Raw genomic sequence first — 17,111 nt, forward strand, 5'->3', positions numbered from 1 at the left:
ATCATGCAGATTGCCAACAAGAACTTTATCGTCAGCGGCGCCGCCTCAGGTCTGGGCGCTGCTACCGCGCAGATGCTCATCGAGGCCGGTGCTCAGGTGATGCTGGTCGACCTCAATGCCGAAGCCGTAGCCGCCAAGGCCCAGGAACTGGGCGCCAAGGCGCGCTTTGCGGTCGCCGACATCAGCCAGGAAGCCGCCGCCAAGGCTGCGGTGGATGCTGCCATTGGCGCTTTCGGCAGTCTCCACGGGCTGGTCAACTGCGCAGGCATCGTCGGCGCCGAGAAAGTCCTGGGCAAGAACGGCCCACACGGTCTGGAAAGCTTCAGCCGGGTGATCAACGTCAACCTGATTGGCAGCTTCAACCTGCTGCGCCTGGCCGCCGCGGCCATGGCTGAAGGCGAAGCAGCTGCCGATGGCGAGCGTGGAGTGATCATCAATACCGCCTCGATTGCCGCCTACGACGGGCAAATCGGTCAGGCCGCCTACGCTGCGTCCAAAGGCGCGATCGCCAGTCTGACCCTGCCTGCGGCGCGTGAACTGGCGCGCTTTGGCATCCGCGTGATGACCATCGCCCCGGGTATTTTCGAGACCCCGATGATGGCTGGCATGACCCAGGAAGTGCGCGATTCGCTGGCCGCCGGAGTACCGTTCCCGCCACGCCTCGGTCGTCCACAGGAATACGCTGCGCTGGCGCGGCATATCATCGAAAACAGCATGCTCAACGGCGAGGTGATCCGTCTTGACGGTGCCTTGCGTATGGCCGCCAAGTAATTGCAGGAGTACCTATCATGACCCTCGCCAATGATCCGATTGTAATCGTCAGCGCCGTGCGCACCCCCATGGGCGGCCTGCAGGGCGACCTGAAAAGCCTCACCGCGCCACAGTTGGGCGCTGCGGCCATTCGTGCTGCGGTCGAGCGTGCCGGGGTTGCCCCGGACAGCGTCGAACAGGTGCTGTTCGGCTGCGTGTTGCCAGCCGGTCTGGGCCAGGCGCCAGCACGCCAGGCGGCGTTGGGCGCAGGGCTGAGCAAGGGCACCACCTGCACCACACTGAACAAGATGTGCGGCTCGGGCATGCAGGCGGCGATCATGGCGCACGACCTGCTGCTGGCCGGCAGCGCCGATGTAGTGGTGGCCGGTGGCATGGAGAGCATGTCCAACGCCCCGTACCTGCTGGACAAGGCGCGCAGCGGCTATCGCATGGGCCACGGCAAGATCATCGACCATATGTTCTTCGACGGCTTGGAAGATGCCTACGACAAGGGCCGCCTGATGGGCACCTTTGCCGAGGACTGCGCCGAGGGCAACGGTTTTACCCGTCAGCAGCAGGACGACTTTGCCATTGCCTCGCTGACTCGTGCCCAGCAGGCAATCAAGGACGGCAGCTTTGCCAGCGAAATCGTCCCGGTAGAAGTGACCGAAGGCAAGACCCAGCGCCTGGTCAGTGACGACGAGCAGCCGCCCAAGGCGCGCCTGGACAAGATTCCCCAGCTCAAACCGGCGTTCCGTGACGGCGGTACGGTCACGGCAGCCAACTCCAGCTCCATTTCCGACGGCGCTGCGGCCCTGGTGCTGATGCGCCGTTCCCAGGCTGAAAAGCACGGGCTCAAACCACTGGCGGTCATCCATGGTCACGCCGCTTTTGCCGATACCCCGGCGTTGTTCCCGACTGCACCGATTGGCGCCATCGACAAACTGATCAAGCGCACCGGCTGGAACCTGGCCGAGGTCGATCTGTTCGAAATCAACGAGGCATTTGCCGTGGTCACGCTGGCGGCGATGAAGCACCTGGACCTGCCGCACGACAAGGTCAATATCCACGGTGGCGCCTGCGCCCTGGGCCATCCGATTGGCGCTTCGGGCGCACGAATCCTGGTCACCCTGCTGGCAGCCCTGCGCCAGAAAGGCCTGCGTCGCGGTATCGCGGCGATCTGCATCGGCGGTGGTGAAGCAACTGCCATGGCCGTCGAGTGTTTGTACTGAGGTGCACCATGCTAGTCAATGACGAACAACAGCAAATCAGTGACGCGGTCCGTCAGTTCGCTCAGGAACGCCTGCGGCCGTTTGCCGAGCAATGGGACCGTGAGCATCGCTTTCCCAAAGAGGCCATCGAGGAGATGGCCGAACTGGGTCTGTTTGGCATGCTGGTGCCGGAGCAATGGGGCGGCAGCGATACCGGCTACGTGGCCTACGCCATGGCGCTGGAAGAGATTGCCGCTGGCGATGGCGCTTGCTCGACCATCATGAGCGTGCACAACTCGGTGGGTTGTGTGCCGATCCTCAAGTTTGGCAATGACGCGCAGAAGCAGCAGTTCCTCAAGCCTCTGGCCAGTGGCGCAATGCTCGGTGCCTTTGCGCTGACCGAGCCCCAGGCCGGTTCCGATGCCAGCAGCCTGAAGACCCGCGCCCGGCGTGAGGGGGATCATTACGTGTTGAACGGCTGCAAGCAGTTCATCACTTCCGGGCAGAATGCCGGGGTGGTGATTGTCTTCGCCGTGACTGATCCCGCTGCCGGCAAACGCGGTATCAGCGCCTTTATCGTCCCGACTGACTCCCCCGGCTATCAGGTTGCCCGGGTCGAGGACAAACTCGGCCAGCACGCTTCCGACACCTGCCAGATCGTTTTCGACGATGTGCGGGTGCCGGTCGCCAACCGCCTGGGCGAGGAAGGCGAGGGCTACAAGATCGCGCTGGCCAACCTCGAAGGCGGCCGTATCGGTATCGCATCGCAGTCAGTGGGCATGGCTCGCGCCGCCTTTGAAGTGGCCCGCGACTATGCACGTGAGCGCCAGAGTTTTGGGAAAGCGCTGATCGAGCATCAGGCTGTGGCTTTCCGCCTGGCTGATATGGCCACCCGTGTCGCTGTCGCCCGGCAGATGGTCCTGCATGCCGCCGCCCTGCGCGATGCCGGGCGTCCGGCGCTGGTCGAAGCGTCGATGGCCAAGCTGTTTGCCTCGGAAATGGCCGAAAAGGTCTGCTCGGATGCCTTGCAGACCCTCGGCGGTTATGGCTATCTGAGCGACTTTCCGCTGGAGCGTATTTACCGCGATGTGCGGGTCTGCCAGATCTATGAAGGCACCAGTGATATTCAGCGCATGGTTATTGCGCGCAATCTTTGAAGGGAGCAGCTTGCATGTCATTTGAAACCATTTTGCTGGACATCCACGGCAAGGTCGGCCTGATCACCCTCAACCGTCCGCAGGCACTCAATGCGCTCAATGCGCAGATCGTTGGCGAGATCAATCAGGCCCTGGATCAGCTGGAAGCCGACCCGAACATCGGTTGCGTCGTGCTCACCGGCTCGGCCAAGGCCTTTGCCGCGGGCGCCGATATCAAGGAAATGGCCGATCTGCGCTATCCGCAGATCTATGTCGATGACCTGTTCAGCGATGCCGACCGTATCGCCAACCGTCGCAAGCCGGTCATTGCTGCGGTATCCGGTTTCGCGCTTGGCGGTGGTTGCGAGCTGGCGATGATGTGCGACTTCATTCTCGCCGCCGACAATGCCAAGTTCGGCCAGCCGGAAATCAACCTCGGCGTGTTGCCCGGCATGGGCGGTACTCAGCGTCTGACCCGTGCCGTCGGCAAGGCCAAGGCCATGGAGCTGTGCTTGAGTGGTCGTCTGATGGGCGCCGAGGAAGCCGAGCGGGCAGGTCTGGTGGCACGCGTAGTACCGCAGGCCGAGTTGCTCGAAGAAGCCTTGAAGGTGGCGGCAACCATCGCCAGCAAGTCGATCCCGATGACCATGATGGTCAAGGAAAGCGTCAACCGTGCCTTCGAGGTCAATCTGGCAGAAGGCGTGCGCTTCGAGCGCCGGGTGTTCCATGCCGCCTTCGCCACCGAAGACCAGAAGGAAGGCATGGCGGCGTTCATCGCCAAGCGCGAAGCGCAGTTCAAGGACCGTTGAAACCAAGGGGCTGCTACGCACCGGTGCGAACCAGCCCCTCTTATCTCGCTACAAGCTGAAGAAGTACCTTGCCGCTGATGCCGCATTGATGGGCGCGCGGTAAACGTCGACCGTTTTTCCGGTGCGAGCATCGATCATACTGGAGCCGGCGGCATGGCGTTGGGCCGCAGTTTTCAGGTGCCCGACGATGAAGCCTTCGCGCGGTGTGCTCATGGCGGGATAGTGGAAGTGGGCATACCACAGCCCCGTGTCATGGTGGCTGATCTCGTATTCGTCGAGAAAATCGTCTGCCCGGCCTTTGACCTTGGCCAGTTGCCTGCGCGGGCCGGCAGCGCGCACCTGGACCTGATCGTGATCAATCAGGTACTGCACCTCACCCATTCTCGGGTTCTGTCTTAACGCAGCCTGGGTCCGCAGCTCCAGAGCCTGAGCTACGAGGGTTTGGGCCAGCTCGTCGAGCGCCTTCATCGTCAGCGCAGCATCCTCAGCGTGGGTTGCTTCATCGGTCTGGTTTGCATCGGTCAAGCGCTGTTCGATGGCCTGACGCTCGGTTTCCAACAGCGATTGCTGGTGTTCAAGCAGCTCCTCGATCTCGATCGGCAGATAGCTGGCCGACGCTGTCGTTTGTAGGCTTTCAAGGACTTGGTGCGCGTTTGCCATCCGCGTACGGCTGTCCTTGAGCAAGCGTTTCAGCGAGCGTGATGAGCCTTGCGAAAGGCTGGGGGCCGGGTGGTCTGCTACTTCGATCCAGTCATCCTGCTGCCGTCGATAGGTGCGTGATGGTGTCTTGTTGTCCGGGCCTGGAATGTCGACCAGCGAATCATTACCCGTCCGGGGCTGTGCCAACAGCAGGCCATGTTCGGTTGTCTCGATCAAACCGGGCGCCTGATTGCGCAGTTGGTTGACCGTGCTGCTGGGCGGGTAGTCAGGAAAATCGGTCAGGTCCTGCTGCACACCATCGGTTATATGTTGTACATCACCACGCAGCTCGCCCAGTACCTGCAATTCAGCGGGGTCATTGAGCAGTGCTTTCAGGTTGTCGAGCTGGCGCAACGTGGCACTGAGCTGCTCATCGATGCTACGCAGCAGGCGGACCTTCAATTCGACCGCAGGCTGCTCAAGATCGGTCAGACGCAGTCTTTGCGCAATACTCAGGTTGAGGGTTTTCCAGGCACGGTCAAGCCAGTAGGTGCCCAGGTCGTCCAGTGAATAGAGCAGGGCCAACCGGTTGAAGTTGTTTTCCGCCCGCAGGAAATGCCACCTCAGATGCTCTGAGCTGGGTTCCTGGTTTGACTGTACTTCTTGATTGAGCTCGGCGATCTTTGCCTGGTGTCGGCTGGCCAAACGCTTTAGTTGCCCGCGAGCGTCGTTCAGCGCCTCAGTACCGATGATCAATTGATCAAGCAGCGACTTCATGGTGTCCAGGCGATTTCTGCTGATTCGCTTATCGGCTTCGGGAAGCCCTTCAAGCTCAGGCGCCTGATTGACCAGGGCGACCAGTTGCAAACGCAGTGGACGATAGAGTTTTTTCAGTGAGCTATAGCTCGATCGCTCGCAACGAATAAGCTCGTACAGCGCCGTTGCCCGCACCACTTTGTACTGTTGGAACGATTCGTCTTTGTTGCTTTCCTGCAGAGTGTGCAGATGTTCACTCCAGAACCTGGCATAGCCTTGGGTTTTCTCCAGAAAACTGCGCACCAGGCGTTCATCAGTGGCGGTTAAGGCCATCTCCAGTACCCTGTCGCGTGTCGCTTTCTGGCTTTTGATCTGTTCAACGTCGCTGAGCAGTTTGGTTTTCAGAGCATTGCTTGCTTGCGCTCTTTCCTGTTTACGCTGCTCCAGTTGCTTGCTCAACGGCATACCTGCGCGCAACCGCAGCGCCAGGTCGAACCGCCAGCGACCGGCCTCGTCTCGGGCCAGCCAGGGTCCGGCGTCATCTGTGGTGGATGCCCCGACGACGCGCGGCTGCTCGCGCTGCGGGTCAATCTCGACCCGGTAGACCTGGTTGTCCAGACTTGCCCAAAGCTGATCGTTGTGCAGGAACAGACCGCGCAGGGGACCACTTGGTATTGGGCTGCGCAACTGTGACAGGGGGATGTCGGCCTGCAGCTTTGCCAGCGCGATGCGTTGCGTTGCGCTAAGCGTGTGATCGGGGCGCGCCCAGCTGAATTCCAACGGGCTTTCACTGGCCTGGATGGGTAGCAGTGGGGGTGGTGGCGGTTCGGCGGGGACCGCCGGAAGAGGTTCAACCTCCTGCGTGTCCAGGCTCACGCCCTGGTAGGAATGGGAGAACAACAGCACAGCGACGTTGACCAGCAGGTTGATCAGGCTGATACGCTGGCCCACCGGGTCGCGCTGGGCATCCGTGCGGATGAAGTCGGCCAGGGCAACACTCATCTGTACCAGCCAGGCGGCTTTGGCCAGAGTGCTGCCTGCCAGTGGCAGGAGCGTGTTGAACAGCAGCCAGCCCAGTGTCTGCCAGCGCGCCCAGCGCGTCGCCGCAGTGCTGCTGGACTGTGCCTTGAAGTGCTGGATAGTTTCATCGACGCACGCCTGGTAGAGCGATGTACCGATGTCAGGTACGGGGACTTCGAGCGAAAGCTCGGCTGGAGCCGGTGTGCCGAACGGCACGCTGAAATCATCCTCGACGGAGTGATACAGGTGCGGCTCCATAAACCCGCCGTGAGCATAAATGCGGCGGGAAGCTTCGGGCAGCCGCTGGAGCAGATCGTCCTGCAGCTCTCCCGGGAGGCTGATGGCAACGAACAGGGCCAGGCGGTCAGAGAACTCCAGCAAGGGTTGTGGATGCAAGGGGCGATAGAGCACACAAGGGCGCTCAGCCGGTTTTTTGGGCTCGATCACCCAGGCGTTGTGCAGCAGGTCCGGCGTCGCCCCGGCCTCGCTGATCAAGCCCAGCGGGCGCATCACCCAGTCATCCGGCGTGGCCGGGGGCAACGCCTGGAACACTTGGCTGATGCCGTTCACCGCGGTCTCGCTCAAGCTGTTGTCACGCAGGTGCAGTTCCAGGGCGAATGCGGGGATCTGTGTGCGTAACTGGGCAGTGAACAGGCGCTGGCGTAGTTGTCGCTGGTCAGCATCATCGAGCATGTTGTGCTTGAGCATCTGCGGGTAGGACGTCCCGATGTCCAGCCTGCTGATCAACTGACGCATGTAGCGTTCGTCCAGCCAGGTAGGCAAGGTCTGCCCTGAAGCCGAGGTCAGTTCGATCCGGCCGGGTGCTAGCAGGCCGAGGTTGCCGATTGCCAGCTGGGCCAGTGAGAAGCGCACTGGATGCACCGTTCCATCGATGATCAACGCATCCTGGCCGGGTATCGCTGCCGCTTCGACCTGATGGTTGATGATCACGACGTCGCGAACCGCCAGATCGCTGCCCGGATGGTCAATACTGATTTGCTTCGCCAGTTGCTGGTAGCTGAACGATTCGGCGTCGTCTATCCCATCGAGCCAGAATTGCCCCGCTGCGTCGTCGTAGCTTTGGGCTGCATCGAGGAGCATCGCGCCATAGCGGCGCATGAGTGGACCTGTGGTGCTGCGCAGCCAGTCTGGAAGGTGTTCGACAAGTTGCTTGCGCAGACTCTGCTCCGTGGCACTGCACAGGGTGATCATGGAAGTCAGGCGGTCCATTTCGAGGCTCATCAGCGGGGCGCTGTATTCGGATTGATACTGCTGCGCCAGTGCGGCAATAGTCCGCAATTGTTGATGGAGTACTCCCTGGGCCTGGGCCTCGAAATTGTTGGTTGTTGTTTGCGTCAGTTGCAGTTTCGGGCGCGAGGCGGTCAGCTTCGGCCATAGTCGACCAAGCCCGTCGAGTAGTGCTTGGCGTGAGGCAATCGGAACCAACTGTCCGGAGGTTGTGTAAATTAGTGTGACAGAGCGTTCTGGGGCACTGTCTGGATGTTCGAGCAGTAGCGCACTGGCTAGATCGATATCCAGGTAGGCGCTGGCTGAGGTGTCCAGTTCGAGTTGCAGCAGGTCAAGTTTACTGGCATTGGGCCAAGCGCTACGGTCCTGAGGGGCAGGGTAGCTGTAGATCAGCCTGGCCATGGCGGCGGTGGTCTGGCTCAACGTGCCAGCGTCGAAGTTGCTGTCGATGGCTGACTTGAAGTGTTGTCTGAGGTAGTTGGCATACCACTGCCAAGGCGTCTGCCCTGACCGGTCCGATTCGCTCCAGAACGATACCAGGGCACGCTGGTATTGCTCCAGCAGGAAAGGACCGCATTCATTGATCAACTGTTCAATTGCATGCAGGTCGATGTCAACGGCGCCTTGCGGGTCTGCGTCTTCATTGAGGCTGAGAAAGTCCTCTCCAGTGGTAAGGTTAAGTGTCGCACGACGGCAAAATCGCTCCGCCAGGGATTGGTACAGGGGCCGCACGTAAGTCTTTTGCGGCGTGCTGTCGATGCTGACCAGAAAGAGCAAGAGAGGGTCGTGATGACTTATCTTGCGCTCGGACCATTGCTCGACCAGGAGGCGTGCGCATACCTCGAACAGGGTCGGGCGCAGACTGAAATGATCGGCGACAGCGCAATCGAGATCGGTGTTGAGGGCGAGACGTTCTTGCAGGCTCATAGGGGGGCGGCTCCACAAAGGGTGAAGCGCTGATTCAGCCGTAGGCATCGGTCAACAGGGTCGTAACGGGATAGCACCTGCGGCGACAGGACGTTCAGTTTCGGCAAGCGGCTCTTGCTTCAGCTGTGCTCAGAGCCCGTTGCCGGGCTGGCAGCAGGGCAATTGTTACTGCATGTTAGGTGTTTACTGCGCCAGGGACGGGTAAACAGGCATGCCTTGGAGGGCTGGCGGGCAGGTCTACGGGGCCGATTGGCGGATTCCAGGCCGTTTAAGCCTGTTGCGCTGTCATTTTTGTTGCCCAGTGCGACGTGGCGCCTTAGACTCCCGCCCCTCGTAAATAGAGTGCCGTAGGGTGCTTGAAGAATTCCGCCGTCGGCGAACTGTCGGTGATGGCAATCCAATCGCTTAAATGCACGTTATTTTCATAGAGAAATCGATGACCAAGGAAAAGTTGCTGGCCATGCCGGCCGATGACTACATGAACGCCGAGCAACATGCGTTCTTCACCAAGTTGCTGCAGTCGATGAAAATCGAGACCCAGGAGCGCATCGAACAGAGCCGCATAGCTATCGAGAGTCTGGACACTCCAGCTGACCCTGCAGATGCCGCCTCTGTTGAAGAAGAACGTACCTGGTTGGTCAACGCTATCGATCGCGACCAGCGCCTGTTGCCACAACTGGAGATGGCCCTGGAGCGAATCAGGGACGACAGCTTTGGTTGGTGCGACGACAGCGGTGAGCCAATTGGCCTCAAGCGCCTGCTGATCAGTCCGACCACCAAGTACTGCATCGAAGCTCAGGAGCGTCACGAGCAGATCGACAAGCACCAGCGTCAGGCCTGACCGGCAGTCTTTCCAAGGCCCCGTGGAGCGATCCTCGGGGCCTTGATGCTTTTCGCCTGTTTGTTGCTTGCGATGCAATACAGCTATACCAGCAATAGCTTTTTCCGCCGCGGGAGCGGGCGTATGATGGCGATATCGTTAGGTTGCTAATTAAATTCCGGAGGGAATGATGGATAGCCGAGTCGATGTCGCCGTGATGATTGGCAGTGGCGTTCCTGCGTCTCTGCAAGCGGTTGGCAAGCGTATTTGCTGGGTTGTGCTGGTCAATGGCGAGCGGCGTGGCACTGCGTTCGCCAGCCGTGATGAGGCTGAGGAATGCCGGCTTGCATGGCTGGAGCAATTACGCGGTAAGCAACAGCCTGGAGCAGTACGCCAGGCTGTTTGAAGGCGGGCTCAACGCTCCAGTGTTCGCGCCAGTTCGCAGGCATCGATGTGTCGACAGCGAAAGCCTTTCACTTGCCCGGTAGTGTGTTCGGTGATGTGGAAGAAGTTGATCCCGGCAGGCACCACGATGTAGCGCGTGCTATGCGCGCTTGAACCTTGGTTTGTAATATTGAGGTAAGAAATGTTGCTTGCCTCTCGACGGATTTCGGTATTTTCGTGCATATTCCTTCCCTGTGATGTGTAGATTGATCCGGGGGCCCGTTCTGCCGAGGGCCCTGGATGTATCTATCGCATTTTCCTGGCAGTTTTGATGTCAGAAAGTACGTTTCCGTCGACGGAAATCCGCCGAATGCCTGTCGTGGGGCCTTGGCTGGCCTGCAAGGATGACGATTCCTTCAGGCGGCAGCACCCGCCCGCACAGACGCTTCGTGCTTATACCCATTAGTCTTTCAGACTTCGACATTGAAGTGACGGTGCCTTCAGGGAGCCATGCTGTTCCTGTGGGGGGACGTCGTGTAATCGGTTTGAGGAATTCTTCATTGGCAGTCAGTAATCTGGATACACACGCCTTGTTTGTACTGGGCGATCTTCGGGCCAAACTGGTCAAACAGTTTCAATCGCGTTTTGTTTATGTCACCGAACAAAACGCGGAAGGCCTGTACATGGCCGAAATCGACACTGAAACCGCGCTGGTTGTCGATGACAAACAGCGATTGGAGCTCAAGGTCGGTGATCATTTCCGCGCTGCGGTATTGCCCAGTCGCGAAGGTGGCAAGCTGGAAGTTCGTTTCCGTGATATCAAGCTTACCGTCTACGGTCTGGGTGATTATGCGTTTGTCTCGGTACCTGAAGGTGAGGGCATCGTCCTGCGTGAAGGCCAGGGCGTGGTGATGATCTTTGCTGCTCGCGAGCAACTGCAGGAAGGCCTGGGCAAGATTCTCAAGGCTGCCACCGGCAAGGCGGCGAAATGGCGCAAAGGCGAGCTGACCACGTTCAAGGCCAGCGAGTGAGCGAGCCGAATGATGCATCACTGGGACGTGCCGGTTTCCATGCGCGGCATCAGGCCCAAGCCCGTGAGCAAGCCGAGCAGTGGCTTGCGCAACGCGAGCGCCTGCAGGGGCGCTGGTTCGATTGGGTAGCCAGCCAGTTGTATCAGTTGAGCCCGCCTGAGTATGCGGCCATGGTCCGCCGCGAACTGCAGGCGCTGACCCAATAGCGCTTAGTGGCCACGATCACGCCCGCTGCTGACTTCCTCCGGCACGTCATCACCGGCCATGCGCTTGCGAAACAGTGCAGCGCGTGCCAGCAGCAAGGTGGTCACTGGTACCGTGATTGCCATTAGGATCGGTATTAGCCAGGCATGCAGCACTGGCCCTTGCTTAAGCGCCGAAAAATACAGGATCGAGGCCAGTGCGACGCACCAGGTTCCCAGGGTCGAGGCCAGGGCCGGTGGGTGCATGCGCTGAAAGAACGCTTTCAGGCGGATCAGGCCCACCGCCCCGCTCAAGGCGAACAGACTGCTCAGTAACAGTAATGCGGCAACCAACAACTCGACCCAGAAGGGCAGTTCGTTCAGGTTATTCATTCGATCACCTCGCCACGCAACAGGAATTTGGCCAGGGCAAACGAGCCGACGAAGCCGAACAAGGCAATCAGCAGTGCCCCCTCGAAGTAAGTGTCGCTGGCATAGCGAATACCCAGCACCAGCATCATCAGCATCGCCAGGATGTACAGGTAGTCCAGCGCCAGAACCCGGTCCTGGGCCGAAGGGCCGCGAAACAGCCGGAACAGGGTCAGAGCCATGGCCAGGGCAAAGATGAACAGGCTGGCGAGAATGGCATTGGCAAGCAGGCCAGTCATTCGAAGATCTCCATCAGCGGACGTTCATAGGTCTGTTTGAAGTGTTCGATGAATTGCGCTTCATCGTCCAGGTCGAACACATGCAGCAGCAGGATGCTGCGATCCAGTGCCAGCTCCGACCAGATAGTGCCGGGGATCACTGTGGTGATCATCGACAGCGCCGCCAGGCCGTGGGCATCGCGCAGGTCCAGTGGAATATGCACGAAGCGAGAGCGCGGCGCACGGCGCTTGGCGGCCCAGACTCCACGAGCCACCTGCAGGTTGGAGATCAGCACGTCAATGCCGACCCGCATGATCAGGCGCAGGACCGTCCAGGGGTGGCGGATGCGTACTGTCACGGGCCGCAACGGCGCCATCAGCAGTGGCGCAAACACGCCCAGCATTACAGCAAGCAACAGATTGCCCGGGCTTACAGAGAGGTTCAGCAGCAACCACAACAGGCACAGGGACAACGACAGCAGCGGAGCGGGAAACAGGCGTTTCATGGTTGCACCTGTGCGCTGGCGGCCTGGCTGGTGGGGCCGGGGATTGGCCGGGTAGCGAGCACCGCGCTGACATATTGCTCAGGGTCCTGAAGGCTCGCGGCGGTGTCCTGGGTATAACGCAGCAGCGGCTCGGCGCGTACGCTCAAGGCGATACACAGCCCGAGCAGAACCACGATGGGAATGCACTCATAGCGACGCAGCGCCGGCGAGGGGCGCTCCTGGGGGGTCCAGAAGCGCTGGATGCCGACGCGGGTCAGGGCAATCAACGAGGCCAGGCCGGAGAGTATCAGTAGCGCTACCAGGGTCCAGCCCTGGATCGAGAGCGGTTGCTCGGGGCTGGTGCCCAGGCCTTGGGGATTGAACAGTGCAGCAATCAGGCTGATCTTGCCGATAAAGCCTGAGAGTGGCGGCATGCCGATGATCAGCAGCGCACAAGCGATAAAGCTCAATCCGAGGAAGGCCATGGTCCAGGGGATCACCTGGCCGATGACGGCCTTCTGTTCGTCATCGAGGTTGATGCCTTTCGGTGGGTGCAAGGATTCGAGCGGCGAAGGGTGGCAGTCGTCGTCATCCAGTGGCAACTCGTTGGCCGAGCGCGAACGCTCGATCAGCTCGGCCAGCAGGAACAGGGCGCACAAAGCCAGGGTCGAGCTGACCAGGTAGAACAACGCCCCGGCCGTCAGTGCGGCCTGACCGAAGCCGATGGCAGCCATGAGCGTGCCCGCCGAAGCCAGGATGCTTATGCTCGCCATTCGCTCCAGGCGCTGGGCGGCAAGGATCGACACGGCTGCGCAGCCCAGCGTTGCCAGGCCGCCATAGACCAGCCATTCGCCACCAAAGAACGATGAAGCGCCAGCCTGACCGGAAAACAGCAACGTCCACAGGCGTAGCACGGTATAGATGCCAACCTTGGTCATGATTGCGAACAGCGCCGCCACGGGCGCGCTGGCGGCGGAGTAGGCCGGCACCAACCAGAAGTTCAACGGCCAGATCCCGGCCTTGGCCAGGAAGGCAGTGGCCAGGATTGCGGCACCTGCGTGCAGCAGGCCGCGGTCGGCTTCCGGCACCAGCGGGATTTTCAGGGCCAGGTCGGCCATGTTCAGGGTGCCGGTGACACCATAGAGCATCGCGGCGCCGACCAGGAACAGCGACGAGGCGAACAGGTTGATGGCGATGTAATGCAGGCCGGCCTTTACCCGAGCCCGCCCGGAGCCGTGCAGCAGCAAACCGTAAGACGCTGCCAGCAGTACCTCGAAGAATACGAACAGATTGAACAGGTCGGCAGTCAGGAACGCCCCGTAGAGGCCCATCAGCTGAATCTGGAACAGCGCGTGGAAGCTGGCCCCGGCACCGTCCCAGCGGGCCATGGCGAAAATCAGTGCGCTGACACCGACGATCCCGGTAAGCACCAGCATCAATGCCGAAAGTCGGTCAACCACCAGTGCGATGCCAAACGGTGCCGGCCAGTTGCCCGGCAGGTAGACACCAATCGAGCTGGCTTGCCCCTGGGCCTGGACCCACAGCAGCAAGGTAATCGAGATCGCCAGCCCCAGGAGGCTGGAGAACAGGTTAAGGCGGGCCTTGAGAGGCCTGCGTTTTTCGCCCAGTAGCAACATCAGTGCCGCAGTGAGCAGCGGCAGCAGGATCGGCGCGACAATCAGTTGATTCATGAAACTCATTCGTTGGGCTCCCGGCCGTCCACGTGGTCGGTGCCGGTCAGCCCGCGCGATGCCAGCAGCACCACCAGAAACAGTGCGGTCATGGCAAAGCTGATGACGATGGCGGTAAGCACCAGGGCCTGGGGCAGGGGATCGGTATAGTTGAGCAGGTCCTGAGGCACGCCATCCTTGATGATCGGCTCCTTGCCGATGAACAGGCTACCCATGCTGAAGATGAACAGGTTGACGCCATAGGACAGCAGGCACAGGCCCATCACCACCTGGAAGGTTCGCGGGCGCAGGATCAGCCAGACCCCGGAGGCAGCGAGTACACCAATGGCGATTGCGATGACTTCTTCCATCAGGCGGCTCCTGTCTGGGTGGCTTTGGGCTGGCTGGCCGGGCGGTGGCCGCGCACCGACTGGTGAGCCAGGGCAGTAAGAATCAACAGGGTCGAACCGACCACCACGGTGAAGATGCCGACATCGAAGAACAATGCACTGGCGAAATGGATATCGCCCAGCAGCGGCAGATGCAGGTGTGCGGTGTGCGTGGTCAGGAAGGGGTAGCCGAGCAACATGGCGCCGCCGCCAGTGAGGGTGGCGCAGAGCAGGCCGGTACCCATCCAGCGCAACGGGCGCAAGCTCATTTGCGCTTCCACCCACTGGGTGCCGGCAACCATGTATTGGAGGATGAAGGCCACCGACATCACCAGCCCTGCGACAAAACCGCCACCGGGCTGGTTGTGTCCGCGCATGAACAGGTACATCGATACCACCAGGGCGATTGGCAGCAGCAGGCGCACCAACACCGCCGGAACCATCATGAAGCCCAGTGCCGTGTCGGCAGCCTGGCGCGGGTTGACCAGATCGGTGACCACGTCAGGTGCCAGCAGGCGTTGCTGGGCCGGTAGTTGCATGCTCTCGCGGGGGGGACGGAAGCGCCGCAGCAGGGCAAACACCGCCAGCGCCACGGCAACCAGCACGGTCACTTCACCCAGGGTGTCGAAGCCGCGGAAGTCGACGAGCATGACATTGACCACGTTGCTGCCGCCGCCCTCGGGCAGAGCGCGGCTCAGGTAGAACGAAGAAATGTCGTTGGGGGTCGGGCGCGTCAGCATCGCATAGGACAGCAGCGCCATCCCGGTACCCACCAGCACCGCAAGAATCAGGTCGCGCAGGCGCCGCAGGCGTGCCTGCTCCTGGCTGCCAGGCAAAGGCGAAACCCCCTCGATACGTCGTGGCAACCAGCGCAAGCCGAGGAGGATCAGTACCGTGGTAACCACTTCAACCGCCAGTTGGGTCAGGGCCAGGTCCGGTGCCGAGAACCAGACGAAGGTGATACAGGTCATCAGGCCGCAGACACTGACCATGGTCAGGGCTGCCAGCCGGTGGTACTTGGCTTGCCAGGCGGCGCCCAGGGCACAGGCAATAGCGATCAGCCAGAGCGTGACGAACACCCCGGAGCCCGGGATTTTCGGCCGGTCACCCCAGCTCAGGCCGCTTTGCAGCATCGGCAGCAGGCCTGCCAGGAACGCTACCAGCACCAGCATGAACAGCTGCTTTTGCAAGCGCCGGGTGGTCATGGTGCGCTCGAAGCGGCGGGCCATGCGCATCAGCTGCACCTGGCCGTGTTCGAACAGCCGCTTGCCATTGAATCGTTCGATCAGTGGTGGATAAGGGAAGCGGCCCAGCTTGAGCTGGTTACGCAGTAGCAGGTAGAGCAGGATGCCGCCGCTCATGGCGATCAGACTCATAATCAGCGGTGCATTCCAGCCATGCCAGATCGCCAGGCTGTATTCAGGCAGCGTACCGCCCACTACCGGCAGGGCGGCGGCAGCCAGCAGCGGCCCGACCGACTGGGCCGGAAACATGCCGACCACCAGGCAGGTCAGCACCAGCAACTCGACCGGCGCGCGCATCCAGCGCGGCGGCTCGTGCGGGGTATGCGGCAGGTCCGTGGCCGGCGGGCCGAAGAATACATCGACGGTAAAACGCAAGGCGTAGGCCACGCTGAACGTGCCGGCCAGGGTGGCGATTACCGGCAGGGCGGCTTCGATCCAGGCGCTGGAGTTGATGAACACGGTTTCGGCGAAGAACATTTCCTTGGACAGGAAGCCGTTCATCAATGGGACCCCGGCCATCGAAGCGCTGGCCACCATGGCCAGGGTCGCAGTGAACGGTATCAGCCGGAACAGGCCGCTAAGGCGACGGATATCACGCGTGCCGCTTTCATGGTCGATGATGCCTGCAGCCATAAACAGCGAGGCTTTGAAGGTGGCATGGTTGAGGATATGGAACACCGCCGCCACTGCCGCCAGGGGACTGTTCAGGCCCAGCAGCAGGGTGATCAGCCCCAGATGGCTGATGGTCGAATAGGCCAGCAGGCCCTTGAGATCGTTCTGGAACATGGCTGCGAAAGCGCCGAGCAACAGGGTGCAGGCCCCGGCGCCGCCAACGATCCAGAACCATTCTTCGCTGCCGGAAAGTACCGGCCACAGACGTGCCAGGAGAAACACCCCGGCTTTGACCATGGTCGCCGAATGCAGGTACGCCGAGACCGGCGTAGGCGCAGCCATGGCATGTGGCAGCCAGAAGTGGAAGGGAAATTGCGCGCTTTTGCTCAGGGCGCCGAGGAGAATCAGGGGGAGCAGAACGGGGTACAGGGCATGATTGCGAATCAGCTCGCCGGCAGCGAGGACCTTGTCCAGGTCATAGCTGCCAACCACATGGCCGAGCAGCAGTACCCCCGCCAGCAGGCACAAACCGCCAGCACCGGTGACCATCAGGGCCATGTAGGCACCGCGGCGGGCATCGGCGCGGTGATGCCAGTAGCCGATCAGCAGGAACGAGAAAACGCTGGTCAGTTCCCAGAAGAATACGATCTGGATCAGGTTGCCGGAGATTACCAGGCCGAGCATTGCGCCCATGAATGCCAGGAAAAAGGCGAAAAACCGTGGCACCGGGTCCTGGGGCGACATGTAGTAGCGCGCATACAGCGACACCAGGGTACCGATACCCAGCACCAGCAGGGAGAACAGCCAGGCAAAGCCGTCCATGCGCAGGACCAGGTTCAGGCCCAGGCTCGGCAGCCAGAGAAATTCTTCGCGGATCACCCCGCCGTGGGCGATCTGCGGGTACAGCAGGGCTACCTGGACGGTACCGACCAGGGCGACGAGCCCGGCAAGCAACGACTCGCTGTTGCGGGCGTTGTGCGGCAAGACAGCCGCCAGGCAGCTGCCGATGAACGGCAGAAGCAGTAGCACTATCAAGGACATAGATTTCTAATCTGCAGGAGTTTGTAAGGGATCATACGTGGCGTACCGTCGATCACCAACACAGAAGCTGTGGCAGAATTCTACAAAGGCGCTGTATCAAACGTTTTTTT

General features: G+C 60.9%; 16 protein-coding genes. 8 read left to right on the forward strand and 8 right to left on the reverse strand.

The genetic code is table 11. The features are described 5' to 3' along the window. The first annotated feature begins 3 nt into the window (after positions 1–3). Genes AC07OF_RS20085 through AC07OF_RS20100 form a run of 4 tightly spaced genes read left to right on the forward strand, consistent with a single transcriptional unit; the run spans position 4 to position 3,906 of the window. The gene (locus AC07OF_RS20085) at positions 4–771 is read left to right on the forward strand and encodes an SDR family NAD(P)-dependent oxidoreductase (protein ID WP_157193300.1); all 768 of its coding nucleotides are present in this window, start codon (positions 4–6) and stop codon (positions 769–771) included. Between the two features lie 17 nt (positions 772–788). Further along, positions 789–1,982 carry an acetyl-CoA C-acyltransferase gene (locus AC07OF_RS20090; RefSeq protein WP_157193299.1) on the forward strand — a complete coding sequence of 398 codons (1,194 nt, stop codon included), beginning with the start codon at positions 789–791 and terminating at the stop codon, positions 1,980–1,982. 8 nt (positions 1,983–1,990) lie between these two features. Further along, entirely contained in the window at positions 1,991–3,118 is a 1,128-nt protein-coding gene (locus AC07OF_RS20095; protein ID WP_038612993.1) for an acyl-CoA dehydrogenase, read from the forward strand. Between the two features lie 14 nt (positions 3,119–3,132). Then, positions 3,133–3,906, forward strand: a complete 774-nt coding sequence (locus AC07OF_RS20100) for an enoyl-CoA hydratase (RefSeq protein WP_038612991.1) — start codon at positions 3,133–3,135, stop codon at positions 3,904–3,906. Between the two features lie 48 nt (positions 3,907–3,954). Here AC07OF_RS20100 and AC07OF_RS20105 read toward each other — a convergent pair whose 3' ends face one another. Then, entirely contained in the window at positions 3,955–8,496 is a 4,542-nt protein-coding gene (locus AC07OF_RS20105) for a hypothetical protein (RefSeq protein WP_495073366.1), read from the reverse strand. Between the two features lie 436 nt (positions 8,497–8,932). Here AC07OF_RS20105 and AC07OF_RS20110 point away from each other — a divergent pair, with 436 nt between their 5' ends. Both AC07OF_RS20110 and AC07OF_RS20115 read left to right on the forward strand, forming a co-directional pair. After that, a complete protein-coding gene (locus tag AC07OF_RS20110; protein ID WP_038612989.1) occupies positions 8,933–9,337 on the forward strand; it encodes a TraR/DksA family transcriptional regulator in 405 nt (134 codons plus the stop codon). A 169-nt stretch (positions 9,338–9,506) separates the two neighbouring features. Next, complete coding sequence (locus AC07OF_RS20115; RefSeq protein ID WP_157193297.1) at positions 9,507–9,722, forward strand: hypothetical protein; 216 nt, start codon at positions 9,507–9,509, stop codon at positions 9,720–9,722. Between the two features lie 8 nt (positions 9,723–9,730). Here AC07OF_RS20115 and AC07OF_RS20120 read toward each other — a convergent pair whose 3' ends face one another. Beyond that, positions 9,731–9,943 (reverse strand): hypothetical protein, encoded by a 213-nt coding sequence (locus AC07OF_RS20120; RefSeq protein ID WP_157193296.1) that lies wholly within the window; start codon positions 9,941–9,943, stop codon positions 9,731–9,733. Between the two features lie 317 nt (positions 9,944–10,260). Here AC07OF_RS20120 and AC07OF_RS20125 point away from each other — a divergent pair, with 317 nt between their 5' ends. Beyond that, positions 10,261–10,731: a hypothetical protein gene (locus AC07OF_RS20125; protein WP_157193295.1), complete on the forward strand. Its 471-nt coding sequence runs from the start codon at positions 10,261–10,263 to the stop codon at positions 10,729–10,731. Beyond that, positions 10,689–10,937 carry a hypothetical protein gene (locus AC07OF_RS20130; RefSeq protein WP_495073367.1) on the forward strand — a complete coding sequence of 83 codons (249 nt, stop codon included), beginning with the start codon at positions 10,689–10,691 and terminating at the stop codon, positions 10,935–10,937. The genes AC07OF_RS20125 and AC07OF_RS20130 overlap by 43 nt, the downstream gene beginning before the upstream one ends. 3 nt (positions 10,938–10,940) lie before the next feature. Here AC07OF_RS20130 and AC07OF_RS20135 read toward each other — a convergent pair whose 3' ends face one another. The 6 genes from AC07OF_RS20135 to AC07OF_RS20160 are packed head-to-tail and all read right to left on the reverse strand — an operon-like array spanning position 10,941 to position 17,001. Beyond that, entirely contained in the window at positions 10,941–11,306 is a 366-nt protein-coding gene (locus AC07OF_RS20135) for a Na+/H+ antiporter subunit G (protein ID WP_038612980.1), read from the reverse strand. Beyond that, a complete protein-coding gene (locus AC07OF_RS20140) occupies positions 11,303–11,581 on the reverse strand; it encodes a K+/H+ antiporter subunit F (RefSeq protein ID WP_038612978.1) in 279 nt (92 codons plus the stop codon). The genes AC07OF_RS20135 and AC07OF_RS20140 overlap by 4 nt, the downstream gene beginning before the upstream one ends. Continuing rightward, on the reverse strand, positions 11,578–12,066 hold the full coding sequence (locus AC07OF_RS20145) for a Na+/H+ antiporter subunit E (protein WP_157193293.1): 489 nt from the start codon (positions 12,064–12,066) through the stop codon (positions 11,578–11,580). The genes AC07OF_RS20140 and AC07OF_RS20145 overlap by 4 nt, the downstream gene beginning before the upstream one ends. Then, positions 12,063–13,745, reverse strand: coding sequence for a monovalent cation/H+ antiporter subunit D (locus AC07OF_RS20150; protein ID WP_495073368.1), 1,683 nt, complete (start codon positions 13,743–13,745; stop codon positions 12,063–12,065). Before AC07OF_RS20150 ends, AC07OF_RS20145 begins: the two co-directional genes overlap by 4 nt. Continuing rightward, positions 13,742–14,086, reverse strand: coding sequence for a Na+/H+ antiporter subunit C (locus AC07OF_RS20155; RefSeq protein ID WP_010224297.1), 345 nt, complete (start codon positions 14,084–14,086; stop codon positions 13,742–13,744). Before AC07OF_RS20155 ends, AC07OF_RS20150 begins: the two co-directional genes overlap by 4 nt. Then, entirely contained in the window at positions 14,086–17,001 is a 2,916-nt protein-coding gene (locus AC07OF_RS20160) for a monovalent cation/H+ antiporter subunit A (protein WP_038612971.1), read from the reverse strand. The genes AC07OF_RS20155 and AC07OF_RS20160 overlap by 1 nt, the downstream gene beginning before the upstream one ends. Positions 17,002–17,111 lie beyond the last annotated feature (110 nt).

It is taken from the genome of Pseudomonas sp. GW821-FHT10B02 (genome assembly GCF_059415665.1).